11 protein-coding genes are annotated in these 15,444 nt (G+C 46.1%); 5 read left to right on the forward strand and 6 right to left on the reverse strand.

The features are described from left to right. Positions 1 to 158 precede the first annotated feature (158 nt). Both JGK16_RS17345 and JGK16_RS17350 read right to left on the reverse strand, forming a co-directional pair. Positions 159 to 2,537: an amylo-alpha-1,6-glucosidase gene (locus JGK16_RS17345; protein WP_293191489.1), complete on the reverse strand. Its 2,379-nt coding sequence runs from the start codon at positions 2,535 to 2,537 to the stop codon at positions 159 to 161. Positions 2,538 to 3,213: 676 nt separating this feature from the next. Next, on the reverse strand, positions 3,214 to 4,299 hold the full coding sequence (locus JGK16_RS17350) for a glycosyltransferase family 4 protein (protein ID WP_293175147.1): 1,086 nt from the start codon (positions 4,297 to 4,299) through the stop codon (positions 3,214 to 3,216). Between the two features lie 280 nt (positions 4,300 to 4,579). Here JGK16_RS17350 and JGK16_RS17355 point away from each other — a divergent pair, with 280 nt between their 5' ends. From JGK16_RS17355 to JGK16_RS17370, 4 genes are all read left to right on the forward strand, one after another. Then, positions 4,580 to 4,861: a hypothetical protein gene (locus JGK16_RS17355; RefSeq protein WP_293175145.1), complete on the forward strand. Its 282-nt coding sequence runs from the start codon at positions 4,580 to 4,582 to the stop codon at positions 4,859 to 4,861. A gap of 416 nt (positions 4,862 to 5,277) precedes the next feature. After that, the gene (locus tag JGK16_RS17360; RefSeq protein WP_293191491.1) at positions 5,278 to 6,765 is read left to right on the forward strand and encodes an EH signature domain-containing protein; all 1,488 of its coding nucleotides are present in this window, start codon (positions 5,278 to 5,280) and stop codon (positions 6,763 to 6,765) included. A 346-nt stretch (positions 6,766 to 7,111) separates the two neighbouring features. Beyond that, on the forward strand, positions 7,112 to 7,846 hold the full coding sequence (locus JGK16_RS17365; protein ID WP_293175141.1) for a phosphoadenylyl-sulfate reductase: 735 nt from the start codon (positions 7,112 to 7,114) through the stop codon (positions 7,844 to 7,846). Between the two features lie 253 nt (positions 7,847 to 8,099). After that, on the forward strand, positions 8,100 to 9,062 hold the full coding sequence (locus JGK16_RS17370; RefSeq protein WP_293175139.1) for a class II fructose-bisphosphate aldolase: 963 nt from the start codon (positions 8,100 to 8,102) through the stop codon (positions 9,060 to 9,062). 140 nt (positions 9,063 to 9,202) lie between these two features. Here the strand turns inward: JGK16_RS17370 and JGK16_RS17375 are convergent, their stop codons facing one another. Further along, on the reverse strand, positions 9,203 to 10,039 hold the full coding sequence (locus JGK16_RS17375; RefSeq protein ID WP_293191493.1) for a Uma2 family endonuclease: 837 nt from the start codon (positions 10,037 to 10,039) through the stop codon (positions 9,203 to 9,205). A 197-nt stretch (positions 10,040 to 10,236) separates the two neighbouring features. Here JGK16_RS17375 and JGK16_RS17380 point away from each other — a divergent pair, with 197 nt between their 5' ends. Further along, entirely contained in the window at positions 10,237 to 12,441 is a 2,205-nt protein-coding gene (locus tag JGK16_RS17380; protein WP_293191495.1) for a Tex family protein, read from the forward strand. 283 nt (positions 12,442 to 12,724) lie between these two features. On the opposite strand, the gene JGK16_RS17385 is transcribed toward JGK16_RS17380, so the two are convergent. From JGK16_RS17385 to JGK16_RS17395, 3 genes are all read right to left on the reverse strand, one after another. Then, positions 12,725 to 13,843 (reverse strand): GDSL-type esterase/lipase family protein, encoded by a 1,119-nt coding sequence (locus tag JGK16_RS17385; RefSeq protein ID WP_293175133.1) that lies wholly within the window; start codon positions 13,841 to 13,843, stop codon positions 12,725 to 12,727. A 15-nt stretch (positions 13,844 to 13,858) separates the two neighbouring features. Continuing rightward, positions 13,859 to 15,238 carry an MBOAT family O-acyltransferase gene (locus JGK16_RS17390; RefSeq protein WP_293191497.1) on the reverse strand — a complete coding sequence of 460 codons (1,380 nt, stop codon included), beginning with the start codon at positions 15,236 to 15,238 and terminating at the stop codon, positions 13,859 to 13,861. Between the two features lie 18 nt (positions 15,239 to 15,256). After that, positions 15,257 to 15,444 (reverse strand): hypothetical protein (locus JGK16_RS17395; RefSeq protein ID WP_293191499.1); only part of this gene is annotated, 188 nt, incomplete at its 5' end.

The raw sequence follows: 15,444 nt of genomic DNA on the forward strand, positions 1-15,444 counted from the left end.
TGGGAATTCCCAATTCCCACTTAAGAATGAGAATTAAATAACTTACACAAGTTTGTGGGGTGGGCGGGAGAGCCCGTCCAAAAAGGGCGGGATCTCCCGCCCACCCCACAATAACAATTAAAATTGTAAGTTATTTAATTTGCGATCCTTAGCCGCATTTAAGCTTCGATAATTACTCGCAAATTGCCGCGTTTTTTCATCACCCGACAAGCGGTTGAGGAACCAGATCTCTCAAATTCCAAATCTAGCAAAGTTGAGCCTATCCTTAAGTTGTTTAGCGACAACTTATTAATCGATTCTGGTAAGGCTGGATCGATAATTCGCAGTTGGTTGTTAGGGGCATCGGGAACTAAATTTAACATCATTTGCAACAGTTGAAAAATGCTGCCAGTTGCCCAAGCTTGGGGCGAGCAAGCTACAGGATACTGCACGGGGCGATCGCTCTGGCTGTTGCGCTCGTAGCCGCAAAAAAGTTCGGGGGGACGCTCGTAGGGTTGCAGCAAAGTCATGTCAAATAAGCCTTGAGCTACTTCTAGGGCTTGTTCGACTCGGCCGAGCGATCGCAATCCCATAGCTGTCAAAGCGTTGTCGTGCGGCCAGACTGAGCCTGTGTGGTAGCCTATGGGATTGTAGGCGGGAGATAAGGAGGATAGGGTGCGAATTCCCCAACCGCTAAACATATCTAGGGCTTGCAATCTTTCAGCTACGCTGCGAGCTTTTTCTCGCGACAAAATGCCGAGGTGCAAACAGTGTCCCGGATTTGATGAAATGCTGTCTACAGGTTTGCCTTGGCCGTCTAATGCTAGGGCGCAATAATCTAAATCTTCGATCCAAAAATCGCGGTTGAATCGGGTTTTTAGGTCTTTTGCTTCTTCTAGCCAGCGATCGCATAAATCGATGCGTTTCTTGATGCGGGCAATCTCTGCCAGCCTGGTTTTGGCAGCGTAAACGTAGGCTTGGACTTCGCAAAGGGCGATCGCTCCTTCTGCAATGACGCCCGATCGGTTGACGATGCAATCTCCCGAGTCTTTCCAGCCTTGATTTGCTAAGCCGCGCTGGGATTTTTTGTAATAGCTGAGGTAGCCTGTGGCGGCACATTTGCGATCGATCCATTCCATCGCTGCCAAAGCATTTGGCCACAAAAGATCTAAAGTTTGGCTGTCGTATGTCCAGGCGTAATATTCAGCGTAAAGCATCAACCACAAAGGCGTAGCATCGACTGTTCCGTAATAGGGAGTGTGGGGAATTTCGTTGCAGCGAGCCATTTCTCCCATGCGAATTTCATGCAGTATTTTGCCCGGTTCTTCGTCGCGCCAATCGTCGTCGGTTTTGCCTTGATAGTGAGCTAAGGTTGTCAGAGTTTGTCTGGCTAAACTTGGATCGAGAATTAAGATTTGAGCAGCGGCGATGATGGAGTCGCGCCCGAATAATGTCGAGAACCAGGGAACTCCGGCTGAAATTGCTTTGCCTTTGCCAAAGGTTTGTCGTAGGGAATAAATGTCTTGTTCGGCGCGTTTTAGGAGTCGATTAAAGGTGTTTTTATCTGACTTAATTCTGGTAATTTCGGTCAGCCATTCTCGCTCTTCTAAAAGTTCCGCTGCTTTGGCTTGAACTAGGTTTACGGGAGTGGTAACTTGGGAGATCGATTTGCCGTCGATCAGCATTTTGAGCCGATATCCCAATTTGATTGCTTCGTGGGATTTTAGGGAGATGCGCCATACTGCTGTATTCCCCTGAAACAGTGATGGTGGCTGGTTGTAAAACTCGATCCGAGATTCCATTACTAAGCCGTCTAAACCTTGGTAGGCAAGGGTTAAATCTTGTTGAAGATCGCAGAAAGGATATGGGGCGATCGCTCGATCGCCGATCGAGTTTTTTGCTGATTCTTGAATTGGCACATTTGGGTTTTCTACTGCCGGATTTTCACCGTGGCTATTGCCGTTTGCAGCGTCAGGAAAAGCTGCTTTGTCTGCAAATTCGCTGGGGGATGCTCCGTCGGTTTTTTGGGGCATCAGGCGCAGGAGTTTCCCGCGCTGGGAGCGGCCGTAACCCCGGACTTCAAATAAGTCTAAGAAATCTGAGCTGAAGCTGAGACTTATTTCAAAGCTGACTGGTTTTGTGGTGAAGTTGGTGATTTCTATTTCTTCAAATAAACCGCCGTTGAGCACCATTTCTCGCCTGATGCCGATGGTTTCTGCCTGGATGCGATCGTCAATGCGGGGATTGGAGCATAAAACTGTTTGCAGGTAGCCTTTTTCGGCGTTGCTGCTGAGCAAAATTGGCGATCGCCCTTCTATTTGCAATTCTAGGCGGCTGAGGAAGCGCGTGTCGTGGCAAAACAACCCAAAGCTAGACACGTTGTCGTCTTCTAAGCAGCCTGAGATGTTGCCGAGGGTGTCAGTAATCAGAAATAAATCATCGTCTTTGAGGGTGAGTGTTGGTTGAGGTCGATCGGCGATCGCGCAAGGCCACTCGGTTACGGGTAACTCCGCAGCAGCGACAAATGTTTTTCCTTCTATTTCATAGGTATCGGTCATTGTTTACAAAAAGTGGATTCCCAGCTTTCAAAAGTTTAATTTTCTTGAGCTTTTGACTCTTGACTTTTTGGCATTAAATTTTGAGGCGAAGCACCCTGATGTAATGCTTCACTATTGAGATCATACCATTTTTTTTCAACTGATGCCAGCAAATAGTTGACTTCCTAAAATAAATTTCATTTTTCTTAAATCCGGACTAAAAAGTGAAGTGCTCGGTAAAAAATCAGCATGATATCGACCAACTAATACAGCAGTTTTTAATAGACTTATTGCAAAAATAGCTAGGACGGGCTAGAAGCCCATCCCACATTTTTTTCTTGTGGGATGGGCTTCTAGCCCGTCCCCAAAATAGCTAGGACGGGCTAGAAGCCCATCCCACATTTTTTTCTTGTGGGATGGGCTTCTAGCCCGTCCCAAAAAATTAATTAAAAAAACTTTTGTAATATTATCTAATCTTCTGAAATACATTAGGGACATGGCAATGCCGTGTCCTTCTTCCTCTTGCTGCTGAGAATCTTCTACTGAAAGTTCGAGCCTGTTTTACGACAACTAAAATGACAATTAATTAAACTCAGGTAAAAACCGGGTGTTTCCATAAAACAACCCGGTTGATTGAATGTGGTAAGTAAATTTTGGATAACTAAACCCGCCTTGCGTTTAATTTGTCCTCGCCCAGCTATCTGCCGTGCAGTTCTAATTCTGTCAAATGATGCGCGTGACCGTTTTGAGAAAATCGCTCTTTTAAAATTTGTCGGTAAACTGCTTCATAGCCATCGACCATTGTTTTAACGCTGAAGCGATCGATCGCGTGTTGGCGACAAGCGCTGCGATCGAGTTCTCGGGCCGGCTCGATGGCGGCGATACATTCTGCCACGCTTTCGCACAGAAAACCCGTTTTTTCGTGAACAATAACTTCGGAAGTCGAGCCTAATTTCATGGCAATTACGGGCGTTCCCGTTACCATGGACTCAATCATGACTAACCCGAAAGGTTCGCGCCAAGTAATCGGAAATAATGTGGCGACTGCACCGCCCATCAGCACGCTTTTTTGGGCGTGGTTGGCTTCGCCTAAATATTCTATTTGCTTGCCGTCAATGTGCGGCTTGATTTCTTGCTCGAAATATTCGCGATCGACAATATCGACTTTGCCGGCAATCTTTAAATGCCAGCCGGAAGCCTTAGCAATTTCTATGGCTAAATGAGCACCTTTTTCGGGCGAAATACGACCGAGAAAAGCTAAATAAGGAGGATTGTCCGGCTGCGGGTGAAATTCGTAAGTCGCCGGATCGATGCCGTTATAAACTGTGGCGACGTAGTTGAGATTTAGTCTTTCTTCCCGCTGAGAGTTAGAAATACTTAGATAGGGCTGAGTGCGGGCCAAGCTAAACATCTTCTCGTTGTCTGGGGTAAAAATGCCGTGGAGGGTGTGAACTGTGGGCGTTTTTACTAAGTGCGAGTAAGACAAAGCTGTGCAGCCTACGTGGGAATGAATGATATCAAATTCTCCGGCTTTTCCATATACTTTGCTCAGTTGCATCATATCGTAAATGCCGTATTCTTTAACGGTGGGATCGAGACGCAGCGCTCTGGGGTGAACTGATTCTAAAGTAGCAGAAGTAATTGAATCGCCGGAGGCAAATAAGGTGACTTCATGTCCCCTTCTGACTAATTCTTCGGTCAAGAGGCTGACCACCAGTTCAATTCCTCCGTAAGCTGGGGGCGGAACTCGCTCGAACAGGGGGGCAATTTGGGCAATTCTCATCACAAACCTTCTAATTTTATTTACTGTAAAATTTCCTACGCGATTGAGGATTGTTACACTAGGTAGTGTTAGCAACTTCTCTTAACTTTTAAGTTACTGTCGCGCACAACTAAATTTAATAACAATTTACAAATTTAGTCTATGCTACTTGAGAGGGAGATTGTGATTTCAGTTGACAGTTGACAGTTGACAATTGACAGTTGAGTGCGACCTCTACCTGGAAGTCCGAGGATGGGAGTAATGAATAGTCTGATTTTAATTTCTCAAGGGCGATCGGGCTTTGGGCTTTAAACCAATTCTTTCGGGTAGGGCGATCGCACTTGTGTGCTTCTTTTTTGAGTTCACAGGACTACTGCCGCACGGACAAGCTAGCTTGACTTCTGCCGAAAGAGAGCATAACGCCCAACCCCAGCTAGTTTTCCCAGTCGTACCTTCCCTGAATATCGAAAATTGTGTAAAATATTACAATCACAGAAATGACGCGCGGGCGAGCCAATCAACGGGGTTTTCAATTGCGATCGATCGCACACTTGCGAGAGATTTATGTACAAAAGTCGGTTGAAAGTTGACAGTTGACAGTTGACAGTTGAAAGTTGACAGTTGACAGTTGACAGTTGACAGTTGACAGTGACTTCTACATGGAAGGAATATAGTGCAATACCGTTTACTTAAGACAGATCCCCCCTAACCCCCCTTGAAAAAGGGGAGTAGGGGGTGGGACAAGAATGCTCTCAAAGTCCCCCTTCTTAAGGGGGATTTAGGGGGATCTCCGGCGCATAAATAGTGTTAAGTCAACCGTATTGGAATATAGTGCTGTCGCGAACTCGCAAGTTGTAGAATACGCGAGCTCTTGCGTGCTCGCACTATAATAAAAAAATGCTTTTCGCAAAACAGAGATGCTCCCCTTTAAACCAATTCTTTCTGGTCAAAAATTGCATCATGCTAGTGCAGCAACTTTATAGCAAACAAATTATAAATATGAGCGTTCAGTTTCGCCAAATTCAACTACCGGAAAATCCCACCCAGCCACTGCCAGAAAAAACAAAAAATGCGGGAAGCTTTGTACAGAAAAGCAAGCCAAATGTTCCCGAAGTGAAAGCAAGTGTTTTGCGAGAAATGGCAGAAATTATAGCAGATATTGAGAGCGATCGAGCTGACAGTATTACTCCTCTAGAATGGACTTATTGTCTCTGGGCTAAATCTCAATGGGATCTAAAAAATCCCGTGAAGCGAAGCTATCCCGTAGGGAATCGCACCAGAGAAATATCTCAAGCTATTTGGCTGGTAGCTCAGAACAATGTGCGCCTGAAACAGCAGTTGTTGTGGCGTTTGGCGCTGCATTACAGCCACCAGTTAGAAAATCCTGTTTCTAGCAATGCTCCCGCCCTCGATCGAGCTTTGGTAGAGTGCTTTGCCGACTTTGCCAATACAGCGACTGGCACCGATGCTTTGCCAGTACAAATCATTAAAATACTGACCCGCGATTTACCGGATTACGAGCTAGCAAAATTGACTTGGCAATACCTAAAAACCCCAGTAGAACTATTAGGAAAAGCTCAGTTACCCGCAAGTATCCCCGTAGTCGATCGCGCCGGGCCACACCTTGCCGGAATTTTTGCCAAAAATCAGGTTGCCGATTTGTCGGGTGTAGAATGGCTGCTCAGGTGCTTGAAGGAAATGCCACCAGCGTCGCAACTTGCAGCAGTTGAAGAGTTGTTAGTTAAAATTTCGAGCGATATTCTCAAAAATCAACGGCCGAAATTGGTTGAGTGGGTGCGAGACGAATATTATCCGAAATTGCAGTTACTTTCGGCTCCCGCTCAAGAGTCGCTGAGGCGATGGATTGGCGGACTAAATTACAGTTATTTCCAGAAAACAATCGATTTGGTGGCCCGGATGCTGCGGCTGTCTGATGCGGAAATTAAGCAGTTGGAGGAGCGCCGGGATTTTTGGGCAAATTATACCGATCGCCTGCTGCGGGTGCGGTTGCTGTTGCCGCAGTCGTCTGTGAGCGCGATCGGCTACCAGTTGCCCTTTGATGTGGATATCTTGCCGGAAGACGGCAATCCTCCAACGGAAGTTTGCATTTTTCAGTTGGAGGGCTATTGCGCGATCGAGTTTTTCCGGGGCACCGGCGCCGAAATTCGCTTGATTAAGCGTACCAAAGAGAGCGATCGGCTGTTGTTTGTCAAAAAAGAACTGTCTGTTAAGCGCATCAGAAAATTAGGTGGCGAAGTGCACGATCGCGTTTTCATGTGGCAAAGTTCTTGCGAAAAGTGGCTGAAGCAGAAAAAAATTATGCCCAATGAGGGGACTAAATCTTTTCAGGGAATGTCGCAGTATTACGGCAAATATGATTCTACAAATGGCTTGAGAATGCCGGAACCTCAGGAACAAAAAGAGCGGGAAGTTTTATTGAAAAAGTGGCAGAAAGAAATGGAAAGTTTGGCAGCAGAGAGCAAATAGTCAGTTACCAATACTATCTAAAGTAATAGTTGAATCGGGAGAATCTCAGTTTAGTATTACTTAAGCGCACAAAAAAGATGAGATGACATCAAATGTTTGAGCGTGGTTGTACCGTAAAATTTTGCACCGCATTCATCTCCTCGTGCGAGACTTGCAGTCCGAAAAATTTTAGCGAGGGACGTTGGGGGCGATACCGCTGTCAAGTCTCAACCTTTTTCCTCTCTACGGCTGCTCGGTTCAAGCTGTGGATGCGTTTTTGATCTAGCGTGCGATTCATCGGTGAGAAAGATACTGCGATCGGCTATAATCAAGAGTTAGAAAAAAAGAACACCGATCGCGCAAAAATATGGTTGCCACTCAGAAGAATCTCAACATAGCCGCCCTGGAAGCAGAATACAGTCAAAAAACACCGCGAGAAATTCTCAAATTTGCCCTAGACAATTTTGACAATATTTCAATCTCTTTCAGCGGTGCCGAAGATGTAGTTCTGATCGACATGGCATCAAAAATTACCAAAAACTTCCGCGTTTTCACCCTAGACACGGGACGGTTGCACTCAGAAACCTATGAGTTTCTGGAGCGAGTTAGAAAACATTACGGCATTAAATTAGAAGTAATGTTTCCCGATTCAGCAGAAGTACAAGCCCTAGTAGATGAAAAGGGATTGTTTAGTTTTTATGAAGACGGCCACAAAGAATGCTGTGGCGTGCGGAAAGTCAAGCCGCTTCGCCGCAAATTAAATACTCTCGATGCTTGGATTACCGGTCAGCGCAAAGACCAAAGTCCCAGTACCCGCAACGGTATTCCGGTGATTGAAGTTGACGGTGCTTTTTCAACTCCAGACCATGAATTAATTAAATTCAACCCCTTAGCAAACTGGTCTTCGGCAGAGGTTTGGGAATACATTCGCGCTTTGGAAGTGCCTTACAATAAGTTGCACGAACGCGGTTTTGTTAGCATTGGTTGCGAACCTTGTACGAAACCAGTATTGCCGAACCAACACGAGCGCGAGGGTCGTTGGTGGTGGGAAGAATCGACGATGAAAGAGTGCGGTTTGCACGCTGGTAATGCACAAAAATAGTTGACAGTTGACAGTTGACAGTTGACAGTTAACTAATGGGAGCATCTCAGTTTTGCATTTATTATAGTGCTGTCCCCGCTCGCGAGCTGTACAATACTCGCGAGCTCTTAAGCTCGCACTCAAAGAAAAAATGCTTTTTACAAAAATGAGATGCTCCCTAACTAATGACTGAGGACTGATGACAACTAACAACTAACAACTGACAACTGACAACTGACAACTGACAACGGAAAAGTTTTTAAGCCAGGTACTTATGCTCGCCTCAACTAGCGAATTGCTGAACACAGCCCGGAGAAATGCTTACGCGATCGGCGCTTTTAACGTGTACAATCTCGAAGGAGTAAAAGCCGTCATCGATGCCGCCGAAGCGCTGCAAAGTCCTGCGATGCTGCAACTTCACCCCAGCGCCCTCAAATACGGAAAATCGCCTTTAGTCGCGCTTTGCATGGAAGCAGCGCGCAAGTCCTCCGTGCCGATCGCAGTACACTTAGATCACAGCACCTCAGAAAAAGACATTCACCTCGCCCTCGCCGCCGGTATCAAGTCCATCATGGCTGACGGTTCTCCTTTGTCTTACGAACAAAACTTGATATTTACTCGCGAAATGACTGAGTTATCCCACGCTAACGGTGCGGTAGTTGAAGCGGAAATCGGCAGAATTAGCGGCACGGAGGACGGTTTGACAATTGAAGAAAAAGCGGCCAAGATGACCGATCCGGTGGAAGCTGTAGAGTTTATTGCAGCAACTAAGGTGGATTTTTTAGCGGTAACAATTGGCAACGTTCACGGTAAATATTTCAGCGAACCGAAACTCGATTTTCCGCGTTTGGCAAAAATCCGGGCTTCTGTTTCGGTGCCGTTAGTGTTGCACGGCGCTAGCGGTTTGCCGGAATCGATGATTAATCAATCTATTAAATTAGGTGTGTCTAAGTTTAATGTAAATACGGAAGTTCGCGATGCTTATATGGATGTGTTGAAAACTAGCAATTCTTTGTCCGATCCGGATTTGTTGGAAGTTATGGAAAAGGCGATCGCTGCTATGCGATCGGTGATTTCGGGTAAGTTGCAACTTTTTGGTTCTGCTGGTAAGGCTTATTTGCATCAATCTCCTTACGCGGAAGGATTTACGGCAAATAGTGTCAGCAAGAAACAAGAAAATCGGGCGGTTGAAACCGCTAAGAGGGCTGAAGCCCAACAACGTACCTCATCTTTCTGAGAATCGCTATACGTTATCTTCTTCAGTCCGCGGAGGCGGACTTTGTTTGTGTAGACGCGGTTTCAACCGCCGTCTTTTCTAACGGTTTAAAAACGGAGGCGGACTTCGTTTGTGTAAACCTGGTTTCAACCGCCGTTTTTCTAACGGTTTAAAAATCGATCGGGATCGATGCCAGATTCCCGCAACCGCTGAATCAAAGACTGCAATTGAGCTTCCGCTGACTCAGCGCGCTGCCGTTGCTGTTCCGCTTCAGTCAGAATCCAGTTGCCATCAACATCATACCAGCGCAACCACAGGCGATCGATTCCCTGAAACTCCCCTTGCCACAAACCCAAGCCCAAACCTAGATCCGGAATCCAGACTCGCGAGTCAGATAATTCTAATTCTTGATAGTGTCCGGCATTCAATACAAATACTCGCAACCTGTTAGTATAGCGGCTGAAAACAGCATAAACAGGAACCCGCAAAATCTGCTCGTAAACCTCCCATTTACTAGGCGGTTTCTCATTTGTCTCCGCCTGCAAAACTTGCCCGTTACCCGCAGCATTCGGCTGATTTCCTGAATTTTCGTCATCGATATTTGCACCTAAATCTTCTTTTTCGGTTCCCGGTGAAAGCAGTTCCACAATTACAAAAGGATTCACGCCTTCCTGCCAAGTAACGTAACTCATCCGCAGTTCAGATCCATCGTACAGTCTCGGAACTCCCACAACTCCAAACCAATCGGGGCGTTTGTGCCACAGAGGGTGCTGCACGTCATAATAAAGGTTCATGTCAGTGCCGCTAAATATCTCAGAAGCCTGATAATTGCGAGGGCGAAACGCCAGGGTTAACAACTGCGGCTGCCAATCGTGAAATTCGTCTGGCTTCCCAGGTTCCTCCGAATCTTCGCTAGGTAAATCGTACATCGTCGGCAGCGTTTCTCTGGGCGATCGCGGCGGATCGCTTTGCGGCACTGGATATTTAAAAGGAAACATATAATATTGAGAAATGACTGCATTTATGCTAACATCATTTTAATACTGCTAAGGCGTTCCAGCAAACCTTCTCAAAGTCTTATTGATCTCATTTCCTCCTCTGTGTCCTCTGCGCCTCTGCGGTTCATTTTCCTATTAATTCGCGGAACTCATAAATATTTTATTAACTGCCAGTAATTGACTCAAACTTCTGTACTATGCTCAACATTTCTCAACTGATTGCTCAAGAACTTTCCATCAATCTTTCTCAAGTCAATAATGCTCTGGAACTTTTTGCGGAGGGCGCAACTATTCCGTTTATTGCCCGCTACCGCAAAGAACGCACCGATTTGCTGAACGAAATTCAGTTGCGGGATATTTCCGATCGCTTCACCTATTTGACGGAAATTGAAGACCGCAAAAAGTCGATTTTAGAGACGATCGCCTCCCAGGGCAAACTTACGGCCGAATTGCAAGCCAAAATTGAGTCGTGCTTGCAAAAAAATGAACTCGAAGACCTTTATCTGCCTTACAAACCCAAGCGGCGGACGCGGGCGACAATTGCTAGAGAAAAAGGTTTAGAACCGCTGGCAATTTTTATTAAGTGTCTGAATTTGCCGACTGCTAAACCAGCCGATATCGAAGCGGAAGCAGCTAAATATATTTCGGAAGAAAAGGGAGTGAAGACAACAGAAGAAGCTGTCAAAGGTGCTGGGGATATTTTGGCGGAAGCAATTTCCGAAAAAGCTGAATACCGAGCTTATTTGCGAGATTTTTTAATGAAGACGGGGGTTTTTGTCTCGAAAATTAAAGATGATTTCCCGGAAGGAAGTACGAAATTTGAAATGTACCGCAGTTACCAAATTGCAGCGAGAAATGTTCAGTCGCACAATATGTTGGCGCTCTTCCGCGGGGAAACGGAGGGGGTTTTAGATTTAGATTTAGCCTTTGATGAATCGGCGGTGATGGCTTATTTGGAATCTCAGGAAATTAAAACTAGGATACCTGAAGTTAAGGAGTTTTATCGATCGACCTTGAAGGACGCTTTCAACCGCCTGATGAAGACTTCGCTGATGACGGAAGTGCGATCGCACCACAAAGCAGAGGCTGATATCGAGTCCATCACCACCTTTGAAACCAACCTCCGCGAGTTGCTGCTGTCGGCGCCGGCGGGCATGAAGCCCACACTCGCGATCGATCCGGGATTTCGCACCGGGTGCAAAGTTTCCGCCCTCGACGAAACCGGGCAGTTTTTGGAATATCAAGCCATTTTCCCCCACCAAGCCGCAGGCCAGAGACAACAAGCTGGTAAAATTGTCAAGCATTTGATTGAAAAATATAAAATTGAATTAATTGCGATCGGCAACGGTACAGCTTCCCGCGAAACCGACGACTTTGTGTCGGAAGTTTTGGCAGATATGGACAAAAAACCGATTAAAGTTATGGTGAACGAATCCGGCGCATCGATTTATTCAGCGAGTGATGTGGCGATCGCCGAATTTCCAGATCTCGACATCACAATTCGCGGCGCAGTCAGCATCGGTAGGCGCTTGCAAGATCCTTTAGCCGAACTTGTCAAAATAGACCCGAAATCGATCGGAGTCGGTCAATATCAACACGACGTTGACCAAAAACTGCTCAAAAAGAAACTCGACGAAACAGTCGAAAGCTGCGTTAACTATGTCGGAGTTGACTTAAACACAGCTTCCAAAGAATTGCTGACATTTGTGTCGGGAATGACAGCAACAGTTGCCAAAAATATCGTCAATTACCGCAACGAAAACGGCGCCTTTAAAAATCGCCGCCAACTCCTGAAAGTTCCCAAACTCGGGCCAAAAGCTTTTGAACAAGCAGCCGGATTTCTCCGCATTCGCGGCGGCGAAAACCCGCTGGATAATACAGCAGTTCATCCTGAAAGTTATCCTGTTGTCCAGGCGATCGCCAAAGATTTAAGTTTGCCGCTGACCGAAATAACACAAATATCGGCAAAAGTCAAGACTGTAGATATCAAGAAATATGTGACCGAGAAAGTCGGAGAACCAACACTCCGAGACATTATTTCCGAACTAGAAAAACCCGGAAGAGACCCGCGCGCCGAGTTTAAATATGCTACTTTCCAAGCCGGAATTAACGAAATCTCCGATTTGCTAGTTGGGATGGAATTGGAAGGCATTATCACGAATGTAGCTAACTTTGGGGCCTTTGTTGATGTGGGAGTTCACCAAGATGGTTTGGTTCATATTTCTCAATTAGCCGATCGCTTCGTGGACGATCCGAAACAGGTTGTGAAAGTCGGACAAGTTGTGAAAGTGCGGGTTTTGGAGGTGAATGAAAAGTTAAAGCGGGTGAGTTTGACCATGAAGCTGCAAGAAAAACCGCAACCGTCAAATAGCGCGAGGCTTCCCGCCCCGCGCCGGCGTTAAAACTAGCGATCGTATCGTGTGCGATCGATTAACCCCAATAAATAAAGTTCGTACTGCGGACTTCAGTCCGCTCTTAGGATCGCAAATTAAATAACTTACAATTTTAATTGTTATTGTGGGATGGGCGTCCCGCCCGTTCAAAAAGGGCGGCTCTCCCGCCCACACCACAAACTTGTGGAAGTTATTTAATTCTCATTCCTTAGACTGCGGACTTCAGTCCGCACTACGAACCCTTTTTGTTATAGTAATCTACCGGATATGGTATCCACACGACAGACAGATTTTATCGAGCTTTTTCAGATTTGCCAACGAGATCGAACAACCCTTCAGCAACAGCTTGATTGCCGTCTTTATCAAGGTGGACACTATCAAACTTAATGTACATCGGAGCAGAACGACCTTCTTTTTCGGCAATTTGCGATCGACCCCGACGAACTGGTTCCGTACCATCGAGATAGGCTACACCGAGTGACTGACTAATTTCCCCAAGTCTCTTACCCGCGTCGATAGTCAGCCGATTTTTTGGCACTCGCTGCTCGTTGTCAAAAAAACCGTCAAAAGCAATAAAGCGAGCAGGTAAGTAAACTACAACGAGCGATCGACCGTCAGCAGCAACGGAGTCTCGGAGTACGCTCAAATCTTCTTCAAACTGCTTCCAAACGCGTTCGGGGAGATCTGGAGGCACATTAGCCTGCTTCCAGCCAGAGGCTACCGTTGCGCCCAAAGGAACTTCCGGGTTGATGTTGTTATTTGATAAACCTAGCAAGTACAAGCATTTTTGGGAGTTGATTCTCAGCCAGGAAGGAGAAGCTAAGACGTGAGTAACTTGTTTTAATCCGTTTTTAAAATTGTCCAGTTTGGATTGAGGGGCAGGATCTAGATAGGGGTTTTTCGGTGCACCTTTGTCCTCGCGGCGAAACCACGTCATTGAGACCATGTTGTTGTCTACAGCCAGCACTACTATATCTGGTTTGTAGGCCGACCACTGGTTGCGATAAACATAGTTAATTTCTTTGACCGTATAACCTTCTATAGCGCTGTTGATATAGGTTGCTTTGGCACCATTTTTCTGAAAAACAGTTGCTAGTTGAGCTGGCCAAGTATCTTCTGCACCAATCCCAGTCCCAAATGTTGTTGAATCCCCCATCCCGAGGATTCGCACTTCGCCAGGGGGTTTCTGAACCGGCAGCAGGGGGCCGCGATTTCCCGCACTGCTCATCGCGATGGGACGACCTCCTGTAAATTCGCGATCGTAAACGTTATTTTTGTACTCAGGAGCAATAACTTGCAGCATTCCTTCCAATAATAAAGCTGCTAACAATAGCTTTGACAAGTCTACGGTCGTGCGGCGAAATGCGGTTTTTATATGGGAAAGTGCTTGGTCATTAAATATTGGGAGCATAACTGATCGATCCGATTAGAACTGGAAGTAAATGAAATTTGAACTTGAGGCGCCGGCAAAGGTAAATATCAGCGCAATTGCGATCGTACAAACAATCCACTTGAGCAAATTTGGGTGTAGCTGAGCCCAGCTCATCCATCGTTGCTTCAGATCCCCCCATTGAATTAGCAAAACTAGCGCCAGGTAGAATATCGGGCGATAGTCAATAGGTATCCGGCCATCAGCAAAAGTCAATATCCGCTGAAATACCACACCCGCACTGTTCAAATCAGATGATGCAAAGAGTACCCAAGAAGTACAAATCACAAAAAAGGTCAACAGCCAGTGCAGGAAATAACTGGCTTTCGACTTAGGTGCAGAGGAGAGTCCAAACGCTCTTTCCATTGACAGCATTGCCCCTTGCAAACCTCCCCAAGCAACCCAGTTCCATCCAGCACCGTGCCAGAGCCCTCCCAGCAGCATAGTGATCATTAAGTTTCCATAGGTACGGAGTTGGCCCTGCCGGTTGCCACCCAGGGGAATGTAAAGATAGTCGCGCAGCCAATTTGACAGTGAAATGTGCCAGCGGCGCCAGAAATCAGTAATGCTGTAGGCCATATAAGGCTTGTCAAAATTTTTCGGCAGTTCTATTCCGAATAGACGGGCAGAACCGATCGCCATATCTGAATAACCAGAAAAGTCGCAGTAGACTTGAACTGTAAAGGCGAACGTAGCTAGTAACAACCCCAACCCGGAAACGCTCTGGGGCCCACTAAACGCCTCACTGGTAATTGATGCCATCGGGTCAGCTATATAAACTTTTTTCAGCATCCCCCAGATGATTTGGGCAATGCCACTGCGGATCCCAAGCCAGTCTACCGGTGACTCGCACGTCAACTGGGGCATGAGAGTCTTGGCGCGGACGATCGGGCCAGCAACCAGATTAGGGAAGAAAATGACGTACAGTGCTAGGTCGAGAAATGACTTTTGGGCAGGTGTAACGCCCTTGTAGACATCGACTATGTAACTGATCGTCTGGAATGTGTAAAAAGAAATACCCAGAGGTAATAGTAGATTTAGTTTAGGCCAAGGATAAAATCCAAACAGGGAGTGTGCCGAAGCCGAGAAGAAGTTTGCGTATTTGAAAACGCAGAGAGTGCTTATAACTACAACCAAAAAACCAATTAAGGCAGTAGTTTTATCTCTGTTTTTAGTTGATGACTCTATAATGCGAGCTGTTGTATAAGCTAGCAGGGTATATAAAACCATTAGGAGTGAGTAAGGTACGCTCCACACCCAATAAAAGCAGTAGCTAGCCAATAACAAAAACCAACGTCGGTATTGCGGTGTCAGCAAGTAATAGACATACACCACCACCACCAAAAAGACCAAAAATAATGTGGAGTTAAACAGCATCTTTTGAAATCTGAAATTTTAGCGATCGCTAAGTGAATCGTATCTATAGAGATAGCAGTTGTCAATGATTGGAACATTTATTTTTCGTAACAAACCCCAAAGACGCTTTAACAGTTGACAGTTGACAGTTGACAGTTGACAGTTGACAGTTTGAGAGTGACCTCTACCCTTAAGTCCGAGGATTGGAGTAATGAATAGTCTGATTT

This window comes from Microcoleus sp. PH2017_09_SFU_O_A (assembly GCF_020738625.1).
Taxonomy (GTDB): Bacteria; Cyanobacteriota; Cyanobacteriia; order Cyanobacteriales; family Microcoleaceae; genus Microcoleus.